This is a genomic window from Actinomadura sp. RB99 (assembly GCF_014706005.1).
Taxonomy (GTDB): domain Bacteria; phylum Actinomycetota; class Actinomycetes; order Streptosporangiales; family Streptosporangiaceae; genus Spirillospora.
This window is the reverse complement of record NZ_JABMCA010000050.1, coordinates 1-21,778: the sequence shown is the minus strand read 5'-3', so window position 1 is coordinate 21,778 and position 21,778 is coordinate 1. Positions and strand designations below refer to the sequence as shown.

General features: G+C 73.2%; 23 protein-coding genes. 12 read left to right on the top strand and 11 right to left on the bottom strand.

Annotation, left to right across the window (positions count from 1 at the left end):
• Positions 1–152: 152 nt before the first annotated feature.
• Entirely contained in the window at positions 153–563 is a 411-nt protein-coding gene (locus tag amrb99_RS33780) for a hypothetical protein (protein WP_190863876.1), read from the bottom strand.
• Positions 564–775: 212 nt separating this feature from the next.
• On the opposite strand from amrb99_RS33780, the gene amrb99_RS33775 reads away from it, so the two are divergent.
• The 3 genes from amrb99_RS33775 to amrb99_RS33765 are packed head-to-tail and all read left to right on the top strand — an operon-like array spanning position 776 to position 3,173.
• Complete coding sequence (locus amrb99_RS33775) at positions 776–1,486, top strand: FCD domain-containing protein (RefSeq protein ID WP_190863873.1); 711 nt, start codon at positions 776–778, stop codon at positions 1,484–1,486.
• Complete coding sequence (locus amrb99_RS33770; RefSeq protein WP_190863871.1) at positions 1,483–2,712, top strand: MFS transporter; 1,230 nt, start codon at positions 1,483–1,485, stop codon at positions 2,710–2,712. The genes amrb99_RS33775 and amrb99_RS33770 overlap by 4 nt, the downstream gene beginning before the upstream one ends.
• 41 nt (positions 2,713–2,753) lie before the next feature.
• Entirely contained in the window at positions 2,754–3,173 is a 420-nt protein-coding gene (locus tag amrb99_RS33765) for a hypothetical protein (RefSeq protein ID WP_190863868.1), read from the top strand.
• A 647-nt stretch (positions 3,174–3,820) separates the two neighbouring features.
• On the opposite strand, the gene amrb99_RS33760 is transcribed toward amrb99_RS33765, so the two are convergent.
• Complete coding sequence (locus amrb99_RS33760; protein WP_190863866.1) at positions 3,821–4,798, bottom strand: asparaginase; 978 nt, start codon at positions 4,796–4,798, stop codon at positions 3,821–3,823.
• Between the two features lie 156 nt (positions 4,799–4,954).
• Positions 4,955–5,782 (bottom strand): 3-keto-5-aminohexanoate cleavage protein, encoded by an 828-nt coding sequence (locus tag amrb99_RS33755; protein ID WP_190863864.1) that lies wholly within the window; start codon positions 5,780–5,782, stop codon positions 4,955–4,957.
• Between the two features lie 20 nt (positions 5,783–5,802).
• On the opposite strand from amrb99_RS33755, the gene dtd reads away from it, so the two are divergent.
• On the top strand, positions 5,803–6,228 hold the full coding sequence (dtd, locus tag amrb99_RS33750; protein WP_190863862.1) for a D-aminoacyl-tRNA deacylase: 426 nt from the start codon (positions 5,803–5,805) through the stop codon (positions 6,226–6,228).
• Positions 6,229–6,334: 106 nt separating this feature from the next.
• Here dtd and amrb99_RS33745 read toward each other — a convergent pair whose 3' ends face one another.
• The 4 genes from amrb99_RS33745 to amrb99_RS33730 all read right to left on the bottom strand — a co-directional run bounded on the left by amrb99_RS33745 (position 6,335) and on the right by amrb99_RS33730 (position 9,216).
• A complete protein-coding gene (locus tag amrb99_RS33745; protein ID WP_190863859.1) occupies positions 6,335–6,832 on the bottom strand; it encodes a hypothetical protein in 498 nt (165 codons plus the stop codon).
• An 80-nt stretch (positions 6,833–6,912) separates the two neighbouring features.
• Positions 6,913–7,893, bottom strand: a complete 981-nt coding sequence (locus amrb99_RS33740; RefSeq protein ID WP_190863857.1) for a folate-binding protein YgfZ — start codon at positions 7,891–7,893, stop codon at positions 6,913–6,915.
• 9 nt (positions 7,894–7,902) lie between these two features.
• On the bottom strand, positions 7,903–8,319 hold the full coding sequence (locus amrb99_RS33735) for a transcriptional repressor (protein ID WP_190863855.1): 417 nt from the start codon (positions 8,317–8,319) through the stop codon (positions 7,903–7,905).
• A gap of 411 nt (positions 8,320–8,730) precedes the next feature.
• Positions 8,731–9,216, bottom strand: a complete 486-nt coding sequence (locus amrb99_RS33730; RefSeq protein WP_190863853.1) for an FABP family protein — start codon at positions 9,214–9,216, stop codon at positions 8,731–8,733.
• Between the two features lie 159 nt (positions 9,217–9,375).
• Between amrb99_RS33730 and amrb99_RS33725 the strand changes: the two genes are divergently transcribed.
• The 4 genes from amrb99_RS33725 (at position 9,376) to amrb99_RS33710 (ending at position 13,493) form a co-directional block, all read left to right on the top strand.
• Positions 9,376–9,738: a DsrE family protein gene (locus tag amrb99_RS33725; RefSeq protein WP_190863851.1), complete on the top strand. Its 363-nt coding sequence runs from the start codon at positions 9,376–9,378 to the stop codon at positions 9,736–9,738.
• Between the two features lie 283 nt (positions 9,739–10,021).
• On the top strand, positions 10,022–11,467 hold the full coding sequence (locus tag amrb99_RS33720; RefSeq protein ID WP_190863849.1) for an MFS transporter: 1,446 nt from the start codon (positions 10,022–10,024) through the stop codon (positions 11,465–11,467).
• Complete coding sequence (locus tag amrb99_RS33715; protein ID WP_190863847.1) at positions 11,464–12,021, top strand: cysteine hydrolase; 558 nt, start codon at positions 11,464–11,466, stop codon at positions 12,019–12,021. The genes amrb99_RS33720 and amrb99_RS33715 overlap by 4 nt, the downstream gene beginning before the upstream one ends.
• Positions 12,022–12,173: 152 nt before the next feature.
• On the top strand, positions 12,174–13,493 hold the full coding sequence (locus tag amrb99_RS33710) for a hypothetical protein (RefSeq protein WP_190863845.1): 1,320 nt from the start codon (positions 12,174–12,176) through the stop codon (positions 13,491–13,493).
• 11 nt (positions 13,494–13,504) lie between these two features.
• Here amrb99_RS33710 and amrb99_RS33705 read toward each other — a convergent pair whose 3' ends face one another.
• On the bottom strand, positions 13,505–14,155 hold the full coding sequence (locus tag amrb99_RS33705) for a helix-turn-helix domain-containing protein (RefSeq protein ID WP_190863843.1): 651 nt from the start codon (positions 14,153–14,155) through the stop codon (positions 13,505–13,507).
• Between the two features lie 51 nt (positions 14,156–14,206).
• On the opposite strand from amrb99_RS33705, the gene amrb99_RS33700 reads away from it, so the two are divergent.
• Positions 14,207–15,460, top strand: a complete 1,254-nt coding sequence (locus amrb99_RS33700; RefSeq protein WP_190863841.1) for an alpha/beta hydrolase — start codon at positions 14,207–14,209, stop codon at positions 15,458–15,460.
• On the opposite strand, the gene amrb99_RS33695 is transcribed toward amrb99_RS33700, so the two are convergent.
• The gene (locus amrb99_RS33695) at positions 15,457–16,080 is read right to left on the bottom strand and encodes a MarR family transcriptional regulator (RefSeq protein WP_347256962.1); all 624 of its coding nucleotides are present in this window, start codon (positions 16,078–16,080) and stop codon (positions 15,457–15,459) included. The genes amrb99_RS33700 and amrb99_RS33695 overlap by 4 nt on opposite strands.
• Positions 16,081–16,173: 93 nt before the next feature.
• On the opposite strand from amrb99_RS33695, the gene amrb99_RS33690 reads away from it, so the two are divergent.
• Positions 16,174–17,403, top strand: coding sequence for an MFS transporter (locus amrb99_RS33690; RefSeq protein ID WP_190863839.1), 1,230 nt, complete (start codon positions 16,174–16,176; stop codon positions 17,401–17,403).
• Here the strand turns inward: amrb99_RS33690 and amrb99_RS33685 are convergent.
• Positions 17,347–18,645, bottom strand: a complete 1,299-nt coding sequence (locus amrb99_RS33685; protein ID WP_206700204.1) for an APC family permease — start codon at positions 18,643–18,645, stop codon at positions 17,347–17,349. The two genes, amrb99_RS33690 and amrb99_RS33685, sit on opposite strands and share 57 nt — an antisense overlap.
• 105 nt (positions 18,646–18,750) lie before the next feature.
• On the opposite strand from amrb99_RS33685, the gene amrb99_RS33680 reads away from it, so the two are divergent.
• Positions 18,751–19,239, top strand: a complete 489-nt coding sequence (locus tag amrb99_RS33680) for an Lrp/AsnC family transcriptional regulator (protein ID WP_190863837.1) — start codon at positions 18,751–18,753, stop codon at positions 19,237–19,239.
• A gap of 11 nt (positions 19,240–19,250) precedes the next feature.
• On the opposite strand, the gene amrb99_RS33675 is transcribed toward amrb99_RS33680, so the two are convergent.
• Complete coding sequence (locus amrb99_RS33675) at positions 19,251–20,174, bottom strand: aminoglycoside phosphotransferase family protein (protein WP_190863835.1); 924 nt, start codon at positions 20,172–20,174, stop codon at positions 19,251–19,253.
• A 57-nt stretch (positions 20,175–20,231) separates the two neighbouring features.
• On the opposite strand from amrb99_RS33675, the gene amrb99_RS33670 reads away from it, so the two are divergent.
• Positions 20,232–20,810: a GNAT family N-acetyltransferase gene (locus amrb99_RS33670; RefSeq protein WP_190863833.1), complete on the top strand. Its 579-nt coding sequence runs from the start codon at positions 20,232–20,234 to the stop codon at positions 20,808–20,810.
• The last annotated feature ends 968 nt before the right edge of the window (positions 20,811–21,778 follow it).

Sequence of the window (21,778 nt, the reverse complement as noted above, 5' to 3'; positions counted from 1 at the left end):
CGGACCCGCGAGGGCGGATCGGACCCGCGACGGGCGCCGGGATGGGTCCCGGCGGCCGCCGCGGGGTCGGACGGCGCCTGCCGATTCGGGGGGTGGGTGGGTGGCCGTTCCGGCAGGCGCCGCGTCGGGGGGAGATGCGGTCCGGGCTCGCATCACCTGACCTGGCGGATGTCGCCCGCGTGCCTCTTGTGGATCCAGCGGAGCGGACCGAACTTGCGCCGCGTCGCGGCGGCGCGGGCTTTCGCGGCGCGTTCCCGTTCGGCGTCGCGTGCGGCGGCCTCCCGGCGCGCGGCCTCCTCGCGCTCGGCCTCCAGCCGCGCCAGCTCCCGCTCGGCCGGGGTGAGCGCCGGGTCGCGGCGGTTGCGCTGCGACGGGCTGCCGCGCAGGACGCCGCCGGTCACCTCGCCGCGGTGCGGCATCTGCGCGTCCCGGCCCGTCGACCGCCGGGGATCCTTGGACGCGAAGATCGTGAGGAAGAGCCAGCCCGCGATCGCCAGGAAGATCACCACGGGGGCGATCGTGTACAGGTAGATGTCCCCGATGTGAACGGAACTGCCGAGCATGTGGCGACACCTCCTCGCCACGGGTGGGTACCCGGTGTCCGCGTTTCAACCATCCGACCGCGCACGCCCCGCCCCACGAACGCCCACGCACGACGAACGCCCACGCACCACGAGCGGGCGCGGCACCAGGCGAGCTTCTTTGAGACCGTCCCCCACCTCTCGAAGGCGCGAGGGCATTTCGTAAGATGTCTGACATCTTACAGAGGGAGGTCATGGTGGAGCTGAGTCCCGTCCCGAGCGGGTCGACCGTCGACGCCGTGCTCGACCAGCTCCAGCGGCAGGTCAGCGGCGGCTCCTGGCCGGTGGGCGAGCGCATCCCCGGCGAGCTGGACCTCGCCGCGCAGCTCGGCGTGAGCCGGCCCGCCGTTCGCGAGGCGATCCGCGCGCTGTCGCACTGCGGCGTGCTGGAGGTGCGGCGCGGCGACGGCACCTACGTGCGCAGCAGCGCGGACCCGCGCCCGCTGCTCGGCGGGGTCGCGCACGCGTCGGTCCGGGACGTCTTCGAGGTGCAGCTCGCCTACGACGTCCAGGCGGCGCGGCTGGCCGCGCGGCGGCGCACCCCCGCCGACCTGGAGCGGCTCGAGGAACTGTTGCGCGCCCGCGACGAGGCCACCGGCGCGGACGAGCACGGCGCCGCCGAGTTCGGCGCCGCGGACGCCCGCTTCCACCTCGGCGTCGCCGAGGCCAGCGGCAACCCGGTGCTCATCGAGGCGATGCGGTTCTTCATCGTCCGGCTCGGCGAGGCGATGCGCGCCGTCCGGCTCGACCACGAGATCCCGGAGGCCGGTCCGGCCAGGCACCGGGCCGTGCTCGACGCGATCGCCGCGTCCGACCCGGACGCGGCCGCGCGGGCCGCCGCCGAGGTCGTCGAACCGACCCTCGCCGTGCTGGACGCCCTGCTCGGCGGCGGGGAGGACCGGTGACGGCGCGGCGGACCGGACTGCTCGGATCGGTGCTGCTGATCGTCCTGGTCGCGGTCAACCTGCGCCCGGCGATCTCCGCGGTCGGGCCGGTGCTGACCGAGATCCAGGACGCCTTCCACCTGTCCGGGACGGCGGCGGGCGCGCTCACCACGCTGCCGCTGGTGTTCTTCGGCTCCTACGGCCTGGTCGCCCCCTTCCTTCGGCGGCCCCCGCGCAGCGAGACGCTGCTGGTCATAGCGATGGGCCTGCTGATCGCCGGGCTGCTGCTGCGGCTCGTGGACGCCCCCTTCCCGCTGTTCGCCGGGTCGCTGGTCGCGGGCATCGCGATCAGCGTCGGCAACATCGCGATGCCCGCCATCATCAAGCGCGACCACCCGGACTCGATCACCACCGTCACCGCGGTGTACACGCTCGCCGTCAGCGGCGGCGCGTCGATCTCGTCCGGGCTGGCCGTGCCGGTCGAGGACGCGTTCGGCTCCTCGTGGCGGCTGCCGCTCGGGCTGCTGGCGGTGCCCGCGGCGATCGCGGGCCTGATCTGGCTGCCGAAGGCGGTGCGGGCCTCCCGCGCCGCGCGGTCGGCGCCGTCCGCGCCCCCCTCCCGCGCCTCCGCGGCGCTGGTGTGGCGCACGGGCCTGGCCTGGCAGGTCACGGTCTTCATGGGCCTCCAGTCGCTGCTGGCGTACGTGGTGCTCGGCTGGCTGCCGACGATCTGCCAGGACCGCGGGATGACCGACACCGCCGCCGGCTACGTCCTGGCCCTGACCGCGGCGATCCAGGCGGTCGGCTCGCTGGGCGTGCCGCTGCTGGAGCGCCGGATGCGCGACCAGCGCCCGCTGGTGACGCTGACGTGCTCGCTGTGCGTGGTCGGCTTCGCCGGGATCGCCTGGGCGCCGATCGCCACGGTGTGGCTGTGGGCGATCGTCCTCGGCATCGGCCAGGGCCTCGGGTTCGCCACCGCGCTGTCGTTCATCGGCCTGCGCGCGCATGACGCCGGGGTCGCCGCGCAGCTGTCCGGCATGGCACAGGGCGTCGGCTACGTGATCGCGGCCCTCGGTCCCCTCGTCATCGGCGCGCTGCACGACGCCACCGGCGGCTGGACCGTTCCGATGATCGCCGTGCTGGCGGTCTGCGGGGCGCTCGCCGTCCCCGGCCTGCCCGCCGGACGCAACCGGACGCTCGGTTCGACGGTACCGATACCAGCACCTGAGGTTAATGCGGCGAATTAACGGACACACCCGTAGGCGTCGCAACGGCCGACCATCGGGAGGTGGACGGGATGCTCGCCATGGCCTACGCCAACACCGATCCCATCGGACCGATCTTCTGGGCCTGGATCATTCCCCTGATCGGCACGGTGGCGCTGTTGGCCTGGCTCTACGTCACGATCAGCGCGTCGTCCCGGAAGGTCCATCCGGAGCGCCGCAACGACCAGACGAACCACCGCGGCATGGAGCAGGGCGGGCTGTACTACTACCGTCCCGGCATGTTCTCGCACAGCTACCCGCCGACCTCCGAGCAGGAGGAGGAGTTCCTGTACGAGAACCCGCAGCCGGGCCGCGAGCCCCGCGTCCAGACCGGCCCGGGCCTGGCCAACAAGACGCTCAAGGAGCGCGCCAAGATCGTCAAGGATCGGCAGGCCCTGAAGAACGAGGTCGACTCCCTGAAGCGCCCCAAGCGCAACACCTGACCACACCCCCAGCCCCATCCAGGCCCCGGCCCACCCGCCGGGGCCTCCCCCTTTCCACCCCCCTTTCGCCCCCTATCCACCCTCGCCCACCCCAGCCCCCAGTCGCCCACCCCCAGCCCCCATACCGGCAGCCCCCCAGGCCGACGGGCTCCCGGCCCCGCACCGGCAGCCTCCCCGCCCCACACCGACAGGCTCCCCGCCCCTGCACCAGCAGGCTCCCGGTCCCCACACCAACAGGCTCCGAGCACACCCACACAAGCTCCCCACCACCACACCGGCAGGCTCCCGCCCCCGGCACGGACGGGCTCTCGGCCCTCGCATCGGCAGGCCCCCGGCCCCGGACAGGCTGGCTCCCGGTCCCCACACCAGCAGGCTCCGAGCCCACCCAAGCAAAACTCCCAGCCCACGCACTGACGGGCTCCCAGCCAACGCACCGGCTGGTTCTCGACCCCGCGCCGGCAGGCTGCTGGCACACCCACGCAGGGGGACACGGCCCGCGTTCCTCTCACGCCGTACGGCCACGCTGGGCAGTGCCACGGGTCGGCGTGGGCTGGGGTCACCTGAGCGGTGGGCTCGGGGTTACGTCGGCGGTGAGGCCGGGGTGGCGTGAGTGGTGGAGCCGGGGGTGCGTGAGCGGTGGAGGCGGGTTACGTGAGTGGTTGAGTGAAGACTTCGGGGGCTGGGCGGATGGCCCCTACCTGCGCTTCGCCGCCGTGGAGGGGGACGGTCGCCAGGTCGTCCAGGGCGCTCGGAGCGTCCTGGTCGATGCCCAGGGCGCGGACCAGGGCGACCGTCACCGGTGTGCGGGCCCGCATGGCTCCGTCGTCGATCTTGACGGCGCCGGCGCGGCCGTCGGTGAAGGCGAACGCGTCCACGCCCTCCGCGCCGCACTTGACGAGCAGGCCCGGGACGGCGTCCATGAGCAGGCGCTCCTCGCGGCGCGTCCCGGACGTCCACTGCGGGTGCGCGCGCATCGCGTCGGCGACGCGGCGCTCGGGGGTGCCGGGGCCGGCGAGGACCAGGGCGCGGAACGCGCGGGCGACGCCGGCCACGGACACGGCGAACAGCGGTGCGCCGCAGCCGTCCACGCCGACGGCACCGACGGGCTCCTCCGCGAGTTCCTCGACGACGGCGCGGACGGCGAGCTGGAGCGGGTGGCCGTGGTCGAGGTAGCCCTCGGTGGGCCATCCGGCGGCGACGCAGGTCGCGAGCATGGCGGCGTGCTTGCCGGAGCAGTTCATCCGCATCCGGGACGGGCCGCCGCCCGTCCGCGCGACCTCCTGCTGGGTCTCGGGGTCCAGCGGCCACTGCTCGGGGCAGCGCAGGTCGGCGGTGCCGAGGCCGGCCCCGGCGAGGATCTTCTCCACGCCCTCGACGTGGAAGTCCTCGCCGGAGTGGCTGCCGGCGGCGAGGGCGAGCAGCTCGCCGTCGAGGTCGAGCCCGGACCGGAGCATCGCGACGGCCTGCATCGGCTTGTTCGCCGAGCGCGGGAAGATTGGCTCCTCCGGCGCGCCCGCGCGCACCGCCGGTTCGCCGCCGGTGTCGAGGCCGATCGCGGCGCCGCGGTGCCGCGACTCCACGAACCCGGACCGTTCGACCTCCACGAGTACGGGATTGATCTGCACTGCGCCCCCTGTCGTCGGTGAACGCGGGCCGCCCGAGCCCGCGTGTCACCATGGTGGTTACCCACCGCACCGAAGTGAATCCGAACTGCGTTCTGTGGATAACCGTCCGGCGCCGCCCTCGCCGGTATTCGGCGGGACGGACGGTGTCCGTGCAGGTCAGCGGCGTTTGACGGCCAGGAGGGCGCGGGCGTCGGCGACGGGCATCGCGGGCCGCTGCGCCAGCGCGGCGGCGGACGCGGCGCGCTCCACGAGCTGGACGTTGGCGGTCACCGGCTGCCCCTTGGCGAAGGTGACGGTGTCCTCCATGCCGACCCGCAGGTGCCCGCCGGCCGACAGTGCGGCGAACATGACGGGCAGGGACGTCCGGCCGATGCCGGTGGCCGACCATGTCGCCCCTTCGGGGAGCGCCTCCACGGCCGCGACCAGCGAGCGCGCGTCCCCGGGCATCCCACCGGGGACGCCCATGACGAGGTCGCAGTGCACATGGCCGCCGTACGGCAGTCCGTGCTTGTCCAGGAGGCGCTTCAGGGCCGCCACCTGTCCGAGGTCGAACAGCTCGAACTCGGGCACGACCTCCAGCTCCTGCGTGCGCTGGTACAGCTCCACCATGAACGGCCACGGGTTCATGAAGACGTCGTCGCCGAAGTTGACCGTGCCGCAGGTGAGCGAGCACATGTCCGGCTCCGCGTCCAGGACGCGCAGGCGGTCCTCATAGGGGTCGGTGACAGCGCCCCCTGTGGACAGTTGGACGATCAGTCCCGTGCTCTCCCTCAGCGCCGCGACCGTGTCCCGCAGCCGGGACGGGTCGAGGGTGGGCCGCGCGTCGTCGTCGCGGATGTGCACGTGGATGACGGCCGCGCCGGCCGCCTCGCATTCCTTGGCCGTCTGGACCAGTTCATCCAGGGTGACGGGCAGGGCGGGGACGTCCGCCTTGGCGGACTCCGCGCCCGTGGGCGCCACCGTGATGAGCGTCGTTGCTCCCATAGGCGGCAGAATGCATGGTCATGCGTGCCGTAGTCCAGAGGGTGAGTCAGGCGAGCGTGTCCGTGGAGGGGCGCGTCGTGGGGCAGATCGACGGGCCGGGACTGATGGTCCTGGTGGGGGTGACGCACGACGACGACGAGGCGAAGGCCCGGAAACTGGCGTCCAAGCTGTGGGGCCTGCGCATCCTCAAGGACGAGAAGTCGTGCTCGGACCTGAACGCGCCGCTGCTCGTCGTGAGCCAGTTCACACTGTACGGGGACGCGCGGAAGGGCCGACGCCCGACCTGGACGGCGGCCGCGCCCGGCCCGGTGGCGGAGCCGCTGGTGGACGCGGTGGTCCAGGAGCTCCGGACGCTGGGTGCCAAGGTGGAGACGGGCGTCTTCGGCGCCGACATGGCCGTCTCGCTGGTGAACGACGGCCCGATCACCCTCGTCGTCGACATCTGACCCGCGGCGCCGACGCCCCCGGAAGGCCAGAACGCCCCCGGCGGCCCCGATCGGCGCCCCGGCGCCCCGGAACGGCGTGCCTGACGCCGGGAAACGGCGTCCGGGGTCAGCCGAAGCCGTAGACCATCCCGACGAGCGTGACGATGGTTCCGGCGCCCGCGAGCAGGATCAGGGCCCGGTCCGCCGGGGCGAGCCGTCCGCGCACGCTGGCGGAGTGCACGACCACGCCAGTGCCGCCGTCCGCCTCCTCCGGGTCGGGCTTCCTGCGGGACGGGTTGCGCATCCCGATGAGCCTCCACAGCGCGTCGTTCTTCACGTGCTGGTGGCTGGACGAGCACGCGAACAGCCGTCCGCGCGCGCGCTCGATGCAGGGGGCTCCCTGACGCGTCAGCACCCGGCACAGCGTCGGGACGAGCAGGAACTCGTACAGGCACCAGCCGAGGAGCCCGAGCAGCGCCACCCGCCACGAGTGCAGGTACCAGGCGGCACCGGCGACCACCGCGAACAGGGCCCACCACACCAGCGCGGACTCCCGGCGGGGACGGCGGCGGCGGGTGCCCCTGCGCGCGGCCGGCGGCTTCTCTCTCCCCAGGTTCGCGACCATCGGTAGGAATCCACCTTCCCCGGGCGGTGGCCGGTCAGAAATCGTCTATATCAGACGATTTTGCCCCGCGGGTCGCCGCTTTACCCGCGATTTGCGGGCCGCCTCCGGAGATCGATCTGCGCGTTGGCCCCGGTGTCCGGCGACACCACGACCTCCTGCGCCGCGGCCACGCCGCCCGCCAGCAGCTCCGCGTCGACGGGCACGTTCCGCTTGACCAGCGCCAGCGCGATCGGCCCCAGCTCGTGGTGGCGCGCAGCGGACCCGACGAACCCGATCGTCCGCCCGCCGGGGACCTCGACCGGGTCGCCGTGCGCGGGCAGGCGGTCGACGCTGCCGTCCAGGTGCAGGAACACCAGGCGGCGGGGCGGGCGCCCCAGGTTGTGGACGCGCGCGACCGTCTCCTGGCCCCGGTAGCAGCCCTTGTTCAGGTGGACGGCCGTCTCGACGTACCCGACCTCGTGCGGGATCGTCCGGTGGTCGGTGTCGAGGCCGAACCGAGGGCGCCGCTCGGCGATCCGCAGCGCCTCGTACGCCCAGATCCCGGCGGGGCGCAGGCCGTCCGGGAAGCCTTCCGACCTCGGGACGATCCGGGTGAACGTCCCAGCGACGTCGGGCCAGGCGAGACCGCCGCCCTCCGGCCCGGTGATCACCGCGTACTCGTCCGACACGTCCGCGACCTCGACGCGCAGCATGAACCGCATCCGGTCGAGGAACTCCGCGAGCGCGGGCGCCCGGCCCGGCTCGACGTGCGCCCACACGGCCTCGCCATCGTCGATGAGGAACATGTGGTGCTCGATGTGGCCCTGCGGGCTGAGCAGCAGCGCCTCCGTCGGCTCGAACGGCTTCAAAGCGTCCAGATGCTGGCTCAGCAGGCTGTGCAGCCAGCTCAGGCGGTCCGGCCCGGAGACCCGCACCACGCCGCGGTCACCGCGATCAACGAACGCCGTGCCGCGTTCGAGCGCGCGTTGCTCCTGCGACGGCTCCCCGTAGTGCGCGGCGACTTCCTGGTCGGGCTCATCGGCGGCGACGGCTCCGGGCGACTGCAGCAGCGGGCTCTCCATGGAGCCAGACTATGTCGCGCGGCAGTCCTTGCACCGCCCGTAGACCGTGAGGTGGTGCACGTCCGTCTCGAACCCGAAATCGTGCTCCAGCAGGTCCGCGAGACCGGCGGCGGCCTTCGGGTCGACGTCCTGCACGGTGTGGCAGCCGCGGCACACCAGGTGGATGTGCTCGGCCTCGGCGGCGAGGTGGTAGTTCGGCGGCCCGTGGCCCAGGTGGGCGTGCTTGACGAGCCCCAGCTCCTCAAGCAGCTCCAGCGTCCGGTAGACGGTGGAGATGTTCACGCCGCGGGCGGTGCGCTGCACCTCGGTACAGATGTCCTCGGGTGTCCCGTGTTCGAGGTTGGTGACGGCCTCGAGCACCAGCTGGCGCTGGGGGGTGACCCGGTACCCCTTGGCCCGCAGCTCCTCCTGCCACGACTCGACCATGCCCCGAGTGTATGCCGGACGGGGTCGCCGAAAACTCGTTTGCCTCCATGCCGGGGGCTCGCATAGCGTGCGGGGTACGCGCGAAAGGAGGTGGTCCAAGAAATGGTTGATTCTGGGACTCGCGAGGTGGCTGTCCGCTAGTCGCCGTTCCGCCTCGGCGCCGCCGCCCTCGGGCGGTGGCCACCGGTCGCGACGGTGACCGGCGAATACCAGGCAGTTACCCGATCCCCGGACCGATGGACCAGTCCTGTCCATCGCCCCGCACCCGCGGGAAGGTCCGGGGATCGTTCCATGTCCGGGCCCGGAGCGTCTCCGGGCCCGTTCGCATGCCCGCCCGTTCCCGTGCCCGGGCCTCTCGCGCCCGCCGGGACGGGCCCCGGCACCGGCCCCGGCGACGCGCGGTCCGGGCCGTCAGCCGACGCGCTTCAGCTGCGCCGAAAGGTGCGACTGGAGCGGCTGCCCCATGGCGGCCATGTCGTAGGCCCAGCCGAGGTCCTCGCCGATGAGGCCGTACAGGCGCGAGCCCCCGGTGACCTCCTTGGCCGACTCGGTCCGCGCCACCACGTCGGTCTGGAGCTCGACGCGGTTGAAGGCGACGTTGCCCACGTAGATCTCGACGATGCCGGTGGGGTGGGCGAGCGTGACCTCGACCTCGTGGTTCGGCCGCGGGCGCCAGTAGCCGGTCTCCACGGCCAGCGGACGGCCCAGCGTGCCGTCCGGCTCGATCAGCCAGCTGCGGCTGGCGTAGACGAGGAACGGCTTGCCGATGTGGGTGAAGGAGATCTCCTGCCCGAAGTTGAAGCCCTCGATCGTGGGATAGCCGCCGACGCCGGCGCCCTCCCACGTGCCCAGGAGGAACTTCAGCGGCTCAAGGTCGGGGTGCAGCTCAAACTCCATGGGCACCGAGCGTAGCGGTCACTTCAGCCGCCCGAGCCGCACCACCAGCAGGACGGCCGCCACCGCCACCAGCGCGAGAGCGAGGACTAGGACACCCGCGTTCACCATGCCGCTCACGCCGCACGATGCTACGCGGGCTCGCGGGACTAGAGTGCGGCTATGGCGAGACCTCTGGTTATCAAGGTGACGGCGGGGGCCGACGCGCCGGAGCGGTGCAACCAGGCGTTCACGGTAGCGGCGGCCGCCGCGGCCAGCGGCGTGGCGATCTCGCTGTGGCTGACGGGCGAGTCCGCGTGGTTCGCCCTGCCGGGCCGCGCCGCGGGCTTCGAGCTGGAGCACGCGACGCCGCTGGACGACCTGCTCGCCGTGATCCTCGCCGCCGGACGTGTCACGCTGTGCACGCAGTGCGCGGCACGCCGGGGCATCGGCCCGGACGACGTGCTGCCGGGCGTCCGGATCGCCGGCGCCCCGACGTTCGTCGAGGAGATCACCGCACCGGACGTGCAGGCGCTCGTCTACTGAGGACGCCCCGTCCGGCCCGTCCGGCCCGTCGGCGGAAGCCGATCAGGCGTTCACGCCTGCCCTGAAACGGCCTGCCCCGAGCGACCGCACACACCCGGCCTGCCCCCGAGCGGCGCGCACGCCGGCAACACCGCGCGATTCAGCCAGCCCGGCCTACTCAGCTCCATTTATTCAGTTTCAACTGGACAGCTCAGCCTGATGAACCTACTGTGGAAGGCATGGACGAAACGGGCGGAACGGAACGAGGACGGGAAGGGACCGCGCCGCGGGGACGGCGAGGCCGATGACCTCGGTGCTCACCCGGGTCACGGGCTCGCTGCGCCGGCGCCGCCCCGGGCGGGACGGCCCGCCGGACGGGTTCGACCGGCGGCTCCTGGCGCCGATGATGCTCGGCAGCGTCCTGAACCCGGTGAACTCGTCGATCATCTCGGTCGCGCTGGTGCCGATCGGCGCCGCGTTCGGAGCGCCGCCGTCCCGCACCGCCTGGCTGATCTCCGCGCTGTACCTGGCGACGGCGATCGGGCAGCCGGTGGTCGGGCGGCTGATCGACCTGTTCGGGCCGCGCCGGCTGTTCCTCGCCGGGACGGCGCTGACCGGCCTCGCGGGCGTGGTCGGCGTGCTCGCGCCGAACCTGTGGGTGCTCATCGGGGCGCGGGTGCTGCTCGGGTTCGGGACGTGCGCCGGCTATCCGGCGGCGATGTCGCTGATCCGGAGCGAGGCGCGGCGGACCGGGCACGACAGCCCCGCCGGCGTCCTCACGGCGCTCGCGGTGACCACGCAGACCATCGCGGTCATCGGGCCGTCCCTCGGCGGGCTGCTGATCGGCCTCGGCGGCTGGCGCACCACGCTCGCGCTCAACATCCCGCTGGCGCTGGCCGGGATCGCGCTGGGCCTGCTGCGCCTGCCCAGGACGCCGCTGCCCGAACGCGCCGGCGGCGAGCGCCGCCTGGCGGGCCTGGACCTGACGGGCATGGGCCTCTTCGCCGTCATGCTCATCTCGCTGCTGGTGTTCCTGATGGAGCCCGCCATAGGGCACCTGTACCTGCTGGGGGTCGTGGCCGTGGCGGCGGCGGCCTTCGCCGTCCGCGAGCTGCGGGTGGAGGCGCCGTTCATCGACCTGCGCATCCTCGGCGGCAACAAGCCGCTGCTCATCACCTACGGGCGCGCGCTCCTCGCCTACATCGTCACGTACGCGTTCCTCTACGGATATACGCAATGGCTGGAGGAGGGACGCGGCCTGTCGGCGTCCCAGACGGGCCTCGCGCAGCTCCCGCTCTTCGGCACCGCGATCATCGTCTCCACCCTCACGGGACGGCGCGCGGAGATCCGCGGGAAGCTCCTCGCGGGCGCCGTCGGGCAGGTCGCCGCGTGCGCGCTGCTGCTGGTGCTGCACGCCGCCAGCCCGATCTGGCTGATCGTGGCCGTGGCGGTCGTCGTCGGCGTCCCGCAGGGGCTGAACAGCCTCGCCCTCCAGAACGCCGTCTACCACCAGGCCGACCCGGAGCGGCTGGCGTCGTCCGCCGGGCTGCTGCGCACCTTCGGCTACCTCGGCGCGATCGTCGCGTCCGCGGCCGACGGCGCGTTCTTCGGGCAGCGTGCCGGCACCCCCGGGATGCATCACCTGGCCTGGTTCATGCTCGCCATCTCCGTCGCGTTCCTGCTGGTGACGGTGGTGGACCGCTCGCTGGGCCGCATCGGCCCCGCCTCCCGAGAGATTGGACAGTCATGACGAACACCGCCCTGCTCGCGATGGACCTGCAGAACGGGATGGTCGGGCGCGTCGAGGACGACGCCTACCTGCCGCGCGTGGTCGGCGCCGTGGACGCCGCGCGCAAGGCCGGCGTGCCCGTGCTGCACGTCGTCGTCGGCTTCCGCGAGGGCCACCCCGACAAGAACCCCCGCAACAAGGCGTTCGGGGCGCTGCCGGACGGCGCCTTCACCCCGTCCGACCCGAACGCCGCGATCCACCCCGACCTCGGCCCGCGGCCCGACGAGCCGGTGATCACCAAGAAGCGGGTGAGCGCGTTCGCGGGCAGCGACCTGGACCTCGTCCTGCGTTCGCGCGGCATCGACCACCTCGTGCTGGCCGGGATCGCGACGAGCGGCGTCGTCCTGTCCACCCTGCGGCAGGCCGCCGACCTCGACTTCCAGCTCACCGTCCTCGCCGACGGCTGCGCCGACCTCGACCCCGAGGTCCACCGCGTCCTCACCGAGAAGGTCTTCCCCCGCCAGGCCGACGTCGTCTCCGTGGACGCCTGGACGAGGACCCTGACCGAAGCCTGAAAGAAGGCTGGGTGAACGGGGAAGAGCGCGTTAACCCTGCGCTAACCTTCGCCCGCCCGCCTTCTGCCCCCGCCCCGAACCCGCCTATGGTGCGATGACCAGGGAAAACGCCAGGTTCTCAGCACTCTCGGGTTCGGGGAAGGGGCGGGTCCATGGCAGCGAAGGTCATCCTGCACATCGGGCAGCAGAAGTCGGGCACCACCTACCTGCAGGACGTGCTCGGCCACATCGCGGAACCGCTCGCGCGGGAGGCGGGCATCCTCTACCCGGACTCGATCAGGGAGGTCCTCCCGGACGCGATCGAGAACCACGAACGCGCGACACGGGGGCTCCTCGGCGACGAGTACCCGTGGGTCTCGGCCGATGACGCCGCCGGAGAGCGCGACAAGTGGCTGCGGCTGATGGAGAAGGTCCGCGCCTGGCCGGACACCGTGCTGATCTCCGCCGAGGCGCTGTCGGTGATCCGGTCGGCGGCGGTGGCCCGGCTGCTCGCGGAGTTCGACGGCGCGGACGTCGAGATCGTGATCACCACCCGGCGGCTGGACCGGTCGCTGCCGTCGCTGTGGCAGCAGCACGTCCGCAACGGCCGGCACTCCACGATCGAGGAGTACTTCGCGGCGCTGGTCGAGCAGCGCGAGCGCGGCCCGGAGGCGATCGAGGAGGAGCTCGACCTGCACCTGTGGCGGGCCTTCGGGCTCGGCGGCCTGGTCCGGCGGTGGGCCGCCGCGGTGGGCCCGGACCGGGTCCGCGTCGTGATCAACCCCGGTTCCCCGGCGGACCTGCTGTGGCGCCGCTTCGCCGCCGCCGTCGGCGCGCGCGGCTGCTCCGGCCGGCCGTCCGCCGACGTGCGGGCGCGCCGCACCCACGGCGGGCTGACCAGCGAGGAGACCGAGCTGATGGTCGCGCTGAACCGGCGGCTGGAGGACTCGGGCTGGAGCACCTTCGAGTGCCGGGCGCTGCGCGAGGAGATCCTGCTGAACGGCCTGCTCGTGCGCGGCGAGCGCGGCGGCCCGGTCGCCGTCCCCGACTCGGCGCGGGACCTCGTGGCGGCGTGGGCGGAGGAGGACGTGGCCGCGCTGCGGCGGAGCGGGGTCGAGATCGTGGGACGGCCCCGCGAGCTGCGGCCCGCGCCGGAACCGCCGGACGGCCCCGGCAGCCTGGCGTCGTCGGAGCGGGTCGCGGAGGCCGCCGCGGCGGCGATCATGGCGGTGGCGCCGCGCGGCCGGTACGGGCCGGAGCCCCGGCGCAAGTCGCTGCCGGCCTGGATCCGGACCCGTGTGCGGCCCGAGCAGGGGATCCCCGGGCCGCCGAGTCCGGACGCACCCGCCGCGCCCGACGCGCCCGCCGCAACTGCCGTGCCTCGCGGAGCGGCCCTGCCCAACGCACCCGAGGCGCCCGACGCACCGGACTCTTCGAACGCCTTCGGCGCGCGGGACCCGCAGGAGGCCCGCGACGCGGGATCGCCGCAGTAGCCCCCCGCCCGTCAGGCGGGTCCGGAATCCGCTGCCGGAGGCTCCGCCGCCGAGGGGTCCGCTGCTGAGGGGTCCGCCGACGCGGGTTCCGCCGACGTTCGTTCCGTTGCCGGGGGTTCCGTTGCCGGGGGTTCCGCCGGTGCGGGTTCGATTGGGAAGAGGATGGGGCTCAGCAGGTACTGGGCGCGGCCGGGCGCCGGGCCGTTCGCGAGCCGCGGGGCGATCGCGGCGCGCATACCGGCGATCAGTTCGAGCAGCTCCTCCTCGCTGAGCCAGACGGCGTGCTGCCGGTATCCGACCAGGTCGGCGGCCGGGTCGCTGCCGTCGCGGTCGAGGTAGGCGCCGAACGCGGCGATGAGGGCGGCGGTCGCCGCCGCGAACCCGCGCCGGTGGTCGTCCCGGGACAGCGGCGCGGCCGGGTCGATCACCGCGCGGTCCTGGCGGAGCCGGTAGCGGCGCTCGACCGCACCGCGCACCCGGCGCTCCTCGGCGACCTCCAGGACGCCGCCGTCGAGCAGCAGCTCGATGTGCCGGTAGACGGTCGCCTTCGAGACGTCCGGGATCCGCTCGCGGAGCTCGGACGTGCTGAGCGGTCGGCCGCCGCGCAGCGCGTGGACGACGCGCAGCCGGACGGGGTGGGCGAGCAGCTCCAGGGTGTCCATCGCCCTACGATCTCATCCGTGTTACCTTTCTCAAACTTGAGAGGGGTTGGCATGGGAGACGCGGGAGCCATCGCCGCCGGGGTCGCCCGGGCGCTGCGGGACGGGCGGTTCGCCGAGGTCGAGGCGCTGTTCGCGGCCCCGCTGCGGGCCGTCGCGCCCGCCGGTGCAGTGAGCGCCGCGTGGGCGGCGGAGATCGCGCGGCACGGCCCGGTGACCTCCGTCGGCGACCCTGCGGCCGAGCCGCTCGGCACGGACCTGACCCGGGTGAGCGTCCCGGTCGCCTGCGAGCGCGGGGCGCTGACCGTCGTCATGTCCGTGGACGGCGCGGGCCTGCTGAACGGCCTCCGGCTCGCGCCCGGCGGTGCCGAGGCGTGGAGCCCGCCGCCCTACGCCGACCCGTCCGCCTTCGAGGAACGCGAGGTCACCGTCGGCTCCGGCCCGCTGGCCGTCCCGGGGACGCTCACCCTCCCACGGGGCACCGGGCCGCATCCGGGCACCGTCCTGCTCGCCGGCGGCGGGCCGTTCGACCGCGACGCGACCAGCGGCCCCAACAAGCCGCTCAAGGACCTCGCCTGGGGCCTCGCCACCAGCGGCGTCGCGGTCCTGCGCTTCGACAAGGCGACCTGCGCCCACCCCGCCGAAGTGGCCGCCGACCCCGCCTTCACGATGGCGGACGAGTACGTCCCGCACGCCGTCGCGGCCGTCCGCCTGCTCCGCGACGATCCGGCCGTGGACGCCGGGCGCGTCTTCGTGCTCGGCCACAGCATGGGCGGCAAGGCGGCCCCGCGCGTCGCCGCCGCCGAGCCGTCCGTCGCCGGCCTGGTGATCATGGCGGGGGACGCGCAGCCGATGCACGAGGCCGCCGTCCGCGTGACGCGGTACCTCGCGTCCCTGGACCCGGGTCCGGACGCGGACGCCGCCGTCGCGGCGATCACCCGGCAGGCCGCCAGGGTCGCGGACCCGGCGCTGTCCCCGGCGGATCCCGCGGCGGACCTGCCGTTCGGCCTCTCCGCGCCGTACTGGCTGGACATGCGCTCCTACGACCCCGTCGCGACTGCCCTCGCGGTCGGCAAGCCCATGCTGATCCTGCAAGGCGGGCGCGACTACCAGGTCACCGTCGAGGACGACCTGTCCCGCTGGCGGGCGGCCCTGGAGGGGCGTCCCGGCGTGACCGTCCGCGTGCACGCCGCCGACGACCACCTGTTCTTCCCGGGCACCGGACCGTCGACGCCCGCGGGCTACGACCGCCCCCAGCACGTCGATCCGGCCGTGCTGGACGACATCGCCGCCTGGCTGAACGCCTAGGACCGGCCCGCGGCACGCGCCTCGTCGCGGGCCTCGGCACCGGGGTCGGCGCCGGGGTCTGCGGAGGCTGCGGCACCCCGCGCCTCGCCGCCCGCGGCATCCGGCTCGCCACCGGGTTCGTCGCCCGCCTCGTCGCCGAGGCTGAGCAGCAGCGTGCGCAGGGTCGCGGCGAGACCGTCCCACTGGTCCCGGTCGAGCGCGGCGAGGATGCGCCGCTCGTTCTCGAGGTGCGCGACCACGGCGCGGTCGATGAGGTCGCGGCCGGCGGGCGTGAGGGCGACGATGACGCTGCGCCGGTTGGCGGGGTCGACGTCGCGGGTGACGTGGCCCTTGGCGACGAGCCGGTCGAGCCGGTTGGTCACCGCCCCTGACGTCACCATCGACGAGCGGGCCAGGTCGCCCGCCGTCATGCCGCCGTCCGCGCCCGCCCGCCGGAGGGTGGCGAGGACGTCGAACTCGCCGCGCTCCAGCCCGAACTCACTGAACAGCGCCTTGAGTTCGCGTTCGGCGATGCGCGCCACCCGGGACAGGCGGCCGAGCACGCCCATCGGGGACGCGTCGAGGTCAGGGCGCGCGCGGGCCCACTGCTCCAGGACGAGGTCGACGGCGTCACGTCCCACGAGAAACTCCTCAACGTTGAACTGTTTGACACAAAGGTATCACCGGGTTACCTTCCTCAACGTTCAACATTTCAACGTTGAAAGGTCACTGCGATGGTCGCACGCACCGCGCGCCCGCACTCGCTCCTGCGGGCCTGGCTGGGCGTGGCCGTGATCACGGCCAGCCTCTTCACCTTCCTCACCACCGAGCTGATGCCCGTCGGCCTGCTCACCCCGCTCAGCTCCAGCCTGGACGTCCCCGTCGGCGTCGCCGCGCTGATGGTCACCCTCTACGGCGTCTCCGCCGGCCTCGCCGTCACGTTCATCGTCGCCTGGACCCGGCGCGTCGACCGGCGCGTCCTGCTGTCCGCGCTGCTGGCCGTCCTCACCGTCGGGAACCTCGTCACCGGCGTCTCGCCGAACTTCCCGCTCGTCCTCGCGACCCGGCTCGTCATGGGCTTCGCCAGCGGCGTGTTCTGGGCCATCGGCGTCAGCATGGCGATGCGCCTCGTCCCGGAACGGCACGCCAGCCGCGCGTCCGCGATCGTCATGTCCGGCATCTCGATCGCCACGGTCGTCGGCATCCCCCTCGGCACCCTCCTGGAGGACCTCACCGACTGGCGGACCACCTTCCTCATCTGGTCCGGCCTCAGCCTTCTGGTGTTCCTTCTGGTCGCCGCGATCGTGCCTTCGCTGCCGTCCGACAACGCCGTCTCGGTCCGCGAGGTGTTCGGTCTGCCGCTCCGGAACGTCCCCCTGCGATCCGTGCTGATCATCGTCGTGCTGTTCGTGCTCGGCCACTTCGGGGCGTACACGTTCGTCCGCCCCTTCCTGGAGGACCACACCTCCGCGACGCCCCTGTTCATCACCGTCGTGCTGATCATCTTCGGGATCGGCGGCGCCGCCGGGAACTTCATCGCCGGCTACACCGTGAACAAGAGCCTGCGCGGCAGCTTCGTCATCGGCTGCACGGGCCTCGTCGCGTCCCTGCTGCTCCTGCTCGCCGTCGGCGACGGGAAGGCCGGCGCGATCGCCGCGCTGGTGCTGTGGGGGCTGTCGTTCGGCGTCGTCCAGCTCTCCCAGGTCAACATGACCCTCGCCGCCGCCCCCGAGACGTTCGAGGCGGCGATGTCGCTCAACACCATGGCCTACAACACCTCCATCGCGCTCGGCGCGCTCTTCGGCGGCCAGCTCGCCGACAACCTCGGCGTCACCAGCGTCGTCTGGTTCGGCGTCGCGCTGACCGCCGGCTCCCTGCTCCTCGCGCTCGGCACCGGCCGGCGGGCCTCACGCGCCGTCGCCCATGACGCGCCCGCCGCGTCGTCGCCGCTGCTGAAGGACTGAACGCCGGGCCCCCTCGCTCGCCGCCGCCGTCACCGCTACGGCGGCGGCGAGCAGCGCCGCCCACCCCGAGAACAGCAGCAGCTGGACGACCGCGACGCACGCGACCGCTGCCGCGACCCGCACCGGACCGCTCAGGATCCGCACCGCCGCCGCCATGCACCCGAGGTAGACGACGAGGAACAGCGCCGTCGGGACGGCGACGAACTGCGCGGTGCCGACCAGCCCGCTCCCTGCCAGGCCGAGCAGCAGCCCGCCGGTCGCGGCGATCGCGGCGACGAGCCCCGCCGTCCGCCCCCGCCCCGTCCCGTCAGCCGTCCCGGCAGACGTCCCGCCGGACCGGCCTCGCCTCGTCCCGGCCAGCGCGGACGCCATCGCCGTCGCGCCCGTCAGATAGGCGTTGGTCGCCGCCAGCGTCAGGACGACCGCGCCGGCCGCCGCGATCGCCCGCCCGCTCCCGCCGACGGCGACCTCCAGCAGGCCCGCCAGCGGCACCGAACTCCCCGCCCGCGGACCGAGTACCCCGACCGTGGCGGCCGCCAGCGCCAGGTACAGGACGGCGGTCACGGCGAACGCGGCGCCCACGACCCGCGGAAGCTGCCGCCGAGGATCCCGCAGCCGCGCCGTCAGCGGAGCCGCCGCCTCCCACCCGACGAACGCCAGCATCAGCGGCGACGCCGCCCGCGCGATCGACCCCCACCCGTGCGGGGCGAACGGATGCCAGTACGCGGCGCGTGCCGACGGCGCAGCCCCGCCCACGGCGAGCACCACCAGCGCCACCAGCAGCCCGACCAGCGCCAGCTGCACCCGCACACCCGTCCTCGCACCCGCGAGGCGCATCGCCAGCACCAGCGCCAGCAGGGCCCCGGCCGAAAGGAACGCCGTCCGGTCCCCCGCCCGCAGCAGCTCCGCTACGTACGCGCCGCCGATGAGGCACACCACGGGCGCCCCCGTGACGACCCCGCCGAGGAAGCACCAGGCCGCCGCGCGCCCAGCACGCGACCCGAGTCCGGCGGCCGCGTATCCCGCGACACCGCTCGTCGACCCCACCGTGGTCCCGAGGCGGCTGAACACCACCGCGATGAGGCCGGACAGCACCAGCAGGCCCGCCCACGCCAGCAGGGAGGCGGGCCCGGCGGCACGCGCGGCGAGACCCGGCAGGAGCAGCAGGCTGGGGCCGAGCAGGGCCCCCACGTACAGGGCCGTGGCGCCCATCGTGGACAGATCGTTCCGGTTCGAAGTCATGCCAGGAGCATCGTCCGAAACGCGCGGCACGCGATGGCATGTTGTGGCTCGTATGACGTCTATGACGCAATGCCGTGCCGCTATGGGGTCAATATGCTGCACGGCATGCCGCAACAGGGTTACGACCGCATCGATCGCGCCATCCTCGACCGACTCCAGCAGCACGGCCGCACCGCCAACGTCGATCTCGCCGAGGCCGTCCGCCTCTCCCCCTCCTCCTGCCTGCGCCGCACCAAGGCGCTGGAGGACGACGGCGTCATCGCCGGATACCGCGCGGAACTCGACCGGGACCGCCTCGGCCTCGGCCTCACCGTCTTCATCGCGCTGAAGGTCGACCAGCACTCGCGCGAGACGTCCCGGACGATCGAGGCGGCCCTCACCGCCATCCCGGCCGTCGTCGCCTGCTACGTCGTCTCCGGAGAGGCCGACTTCCTCGTCGAGGTCGCCGTCTCCGACCTCGCCGCCTACGAGCGGGTGCTCCTCGACGAGATCCTCGCGATCGGCCCCGTCCGCGACGCGCGGAGCACCTTCGCCATCCGAAGCGTCCTCAGCCGCGGGCCGCTCCCGCTCTCCGGCTGGCCGCCCAAGCGGTGACCCCGCCCCGGTCACTCCGTCAGCGACTCTGCCAGCCCGTCCGCGAGGGCGGTGATCTGCTCCAGCGCCAGGCCGCCGCGAGCCACCCGGAATCCGTGGCGGCGCGCCCAGAACGCGCCCTGGACGGCGTGCAGCTGCGCCCACCGCTGCACGCGCCCCCGGTCGAGCTCCGCGGCCTCCGCGAACACGTCCATCGCGCGGTGCAGGGCCTTGCCGAGGTCATCGGCCTCGATGAGCCGCAGCAAGAGCGCCTTGAGCAGCGCACCGGCGTCGTAGGCGCGGTCCCCCGCGTACCCCTTCGGATCGACCGCCAGCCACGGCTCGCGGTCGGCCCGCAGGATGTTCCTCGCATGCAGGTCGCCATGGACGAGAGTGTCCGGCTGGACGCGTCCCAGTTCCCGCACCGTCGCCAACGCCGCGTCCAGCACACGCGGGGGAAGGCCGTGCACCAGCTCCCGCGCGTCCTTGCGCAGTTGCTCCTCCCACGCGTCGGCCCGGTCCCGCAACCAGGGCAGGCCGGGCGGTGCCGGGACGCCCAGCCGCCGGCTCAGGCGTCCCGCGACCCGCACCATCTCGTCAACGTCCTCGACCTGCGCCAGGGAGTCCGTCCGGGCCCGCTCCAGCAGCATCGCGAACCGCTCGTCGTCGCGCTCATGCAGCAGGACCGCGCCGCGCCCGCCCCACACCGCGAACGCGTCCGGCTCATGGACGTTGCCGGGATGCGGGAAGGACACCTTCACGACGGCCGGCTCCCCGCCCCGCCGCACCGGGACGATGATCCCTACGCCCCCGTGCATGACGTCGCCGTCCGGCACGCAGTCCCAGCGGTCCAGGAGCTCCTTCACGATCCCCGGCAACCCGGCGAGCCACTCCGTGCCCGCCTCCCCTTCGCGCTCGACGGTGCTCCGCGCGAACACCTCCGGTATCACCACCACGCGGGCACGCTACGCGAACCAGCCCCTTCCCGACCCGTCCTCCTAGGCTTCGTCGCCATGGGGACCTTCCTCACCACCGACCGGCTCCTGCTGCGCCACTTCACCACCGAAGACGCCGACCACCTCGTCGAACTCGACGGCGACCCCCGCGTCATGCGCTTCCTCACCAACGGGAAACCGACCCCGCGGACGCTGATCGAGAACGACGTCCTGCCCCGGATCCTCCGCCAGTACGGCGAAGGCCCGCTCGGCCAATGGGCCGCCCACGAACGCGCCACCGGCGACTTCACCGGCTGGTTCGCCCTCACCCCCGTCGACGGCAGCGGACCCGACGGCAGCGGACCCTACGAAGCAGAACTCGGCTACCGCCTCCGCGCCGCCCACTGGGGACGCGGCTACGCCACCGAGGCGTCCCGCGCACTGATCCGCAAAGCCTTCACCGAGCTCGGCGTGCAGCGGATCATCGCCCAGACGATGGCCGTCAACACCGCCTCCCGCCGCGTCATGGAAAAAGCGGGCCTGACACATGTGCGCACCTTCCACCTGCATTGGGACGATCCCATCCCTGGCACCGAACACGGCGAAGTCGAATACGAAATCGTCCGATCGGATTGGCTCCGCAACGCGCAGCGATAGCTGTTCTGAGGGGTGCTATCGAGGCTTCTCCTCAGGCTGGCGGCGGGCATCTTGCGGACTGTTGGGCGTGAGCGGCGCCTCTGAGGGCGAGGCGATTACCCGTTCTCGCTATTCCTCTTTTACTTGGCGCGAGATGATCGCTAGCGATACGTGCGCGTTCAGAGTTGCACCAGATGTATTCGGAGTGACGTGAAATGGTGTTCGGGTGGTGAACTGAGGGGGTGTTCCGGCGGTGGGCCGAGAGGGGGTGTTCCGGCAGTGGGTTGCGAGGGCGGTGTTCGGGCGGTGGCGCGAGACGGGTTCTCGAATGGGGAGATGGGGTGTTCGGGTGGTGGGGTGGCGCTTGCGTACGGGGCCGCCCCTCCAAAGTCAAGGGCGCCTTCGGCGTCGCTTCGCGATGGACTTCGTCCACCCTTGACTTTGGAGCCTCTGCGACCCCTAGGCAGGTGATGGGGGCAGGCTCCGCCTGCCCCGCCCCGGGTCGCGCCACCCCACCACCCCTCTCCGTAAGGTGCGAAATCCACTGCTGCGTGATGCGAAGGGGAGCAAAGGGTTCGAAGGGGAAGCAGGAAGAGCCGTCTTCCATGCGGTGTTGGCGTGCTCTGGCGTTGCGGTCTGAAAGGGAATGCGCTGTGTTCACCAGGCGGCGGCGTTGGCCATTGCATCGGTATCGCGCTGTCGTGTCGGCATCGCATTGTCATGGGGCAGGCTGGCTCACCCGTCGTGGGGGTGGATGCGGACGGACCGGCGCAGAGCGTGGCCGGGGTGAGGGTGGCGCGCCGGGGCGGGGTGGGTTTTGCGGTTCTGGTCCGGGGCGGTGTCGGTCGGTGTTGCTGGGCGGCGTAGCGAACGGGTGGGCCGGGGCCTCCGCTAAGCGCCGTCTGGAGAGGACAGGCGCAGCCGGTGCGGAAAGGTCGCCTGTGGTGTGGGCACGCCAGGGCCGCCGGTCATGGGGTGGATGCGGGAGG

Coding starts and splice junctions, on each gene's coding strand:
- amrb99_RS33780 (WP_190863876.1), bottom strand. CDS start 563: ATGCTCGGCAGTTCCGTTCACATCGGGGACATCTACCTGTACACGATC.
- amrb99_RS33775 (WP_190863873.1), top strand. CDS start 776: ATGGTGGAGCTGAGTCCCGTCCCGAGCGGGTCGACCGTCGACGCCGTG.
- amrb99_RS33755 (WP_190863864.1), bottom strand. CDS start 5,782: ATGGGAGCAACGACGCTCATCACGGTGGCGCCCACGGGCGCGGAGTCC.
- dtd (WP_190863862.1), top strand. CDS start 5,803: ATGCGTGCCGTAGTCCAGAGGGTGAGTCAGGCGAGCGTGTCCGTGGAG.
- amrb99_RS33745 (WP_190863859.1), bottom strand. CDS start 6,832: ATGGTCGCGAACCTGGGGAGAGAGAAGCCGCCGGCCGCGCGCAGGGGC.
- amrb99_RS33740 (WP_190863857.1), bottom strand. CDS start 7,893: ATGGAGAGCCCGCTGCTGCAGTCGCCCGGAGCCGTCGCCGCCGATGAG.
- amrb99_RS33735 (WP_190863855.1), bottom strand. CDS start 8,319: ATGGTCGAGTCGTGGCAGGAGGAGCTGCGGGCCAAGGGGTACCGGGTC.
- amrb99_RS33730 (WP_190863853.1), bottom strand. CDS start 9,216: ATGGAGTTTGAGCTGCACCCCGACCTTGAGCCGCTGAAGTTCCTCCTG.
- amrb99_RS33725 (WP_190863851.1), top strand. CDS start 9,376: ATGGCGAGACCTCTGGTTATCAAGGTGACGGCGGGGGCCGACGCGCCG.
- amrb99_RS33720 (WP_190863849.1), top strand. CDS start 10,022: ATGACCTCGGTGCTCACCCGGGTCACGGGCTCGCTGCGCCGGCGCCGC.
- amrb99_RS33715 (WP_190863847.1), top strand. CDS start 11,464: ATGACGAACACCGCCCTGCTCGCGATGGACCTGCAGAACGGGATGGTC.
- amrb99_RS33710 (WP_190863845.1), top strand. CDS start 12,174: ATGGCAGCGAAGGTCATCCTGCACATCGGGCAGCAGAAGTCGGGCACC.
- amrb99_RS33705 (WP_190863843.1), bottom strand. CDS start 14,155: ATGGACACCCTGGAGCTGCTCGCCCACCCCGTCCGGCTGCGCGTCGTC.
- amrb99_RS33700 (WP_190863841.1), top strand. CDS start 14,207: ATGGGAGACGCGGGAGCCATCGCCGCCGGGGTCGCCCGGGCGCTGCGG.
- amrb99_RS33690 (WP_190863839.1), top strand. CDS start 16,174: ATGGTCGCACGCACCGCGCGCCCGCACTCGCTCCTGCGGGCCTGGCTG.
- amrb99_RS33685 (WP_206700204.1), bottom strand. CDS start 18,645: ATGACTTCGAACCGGAACGATCTGTCCACGATGGGCGCCACGGCCCTG.
- amrb99_RS33680 (WP_190863837.1), top strand. CDS start 18,751: ATGCCGCAACAGGGTTACGACCGCATCGATCGCGCCATCCTCGACCGA.
- amrb99_RS33670 (WP_190863833.1), top strand. CDS start 20,232: ATGGGGACCTTCCTCACCACCGACCGGCTCCTGCTGCGCCACTTCACC.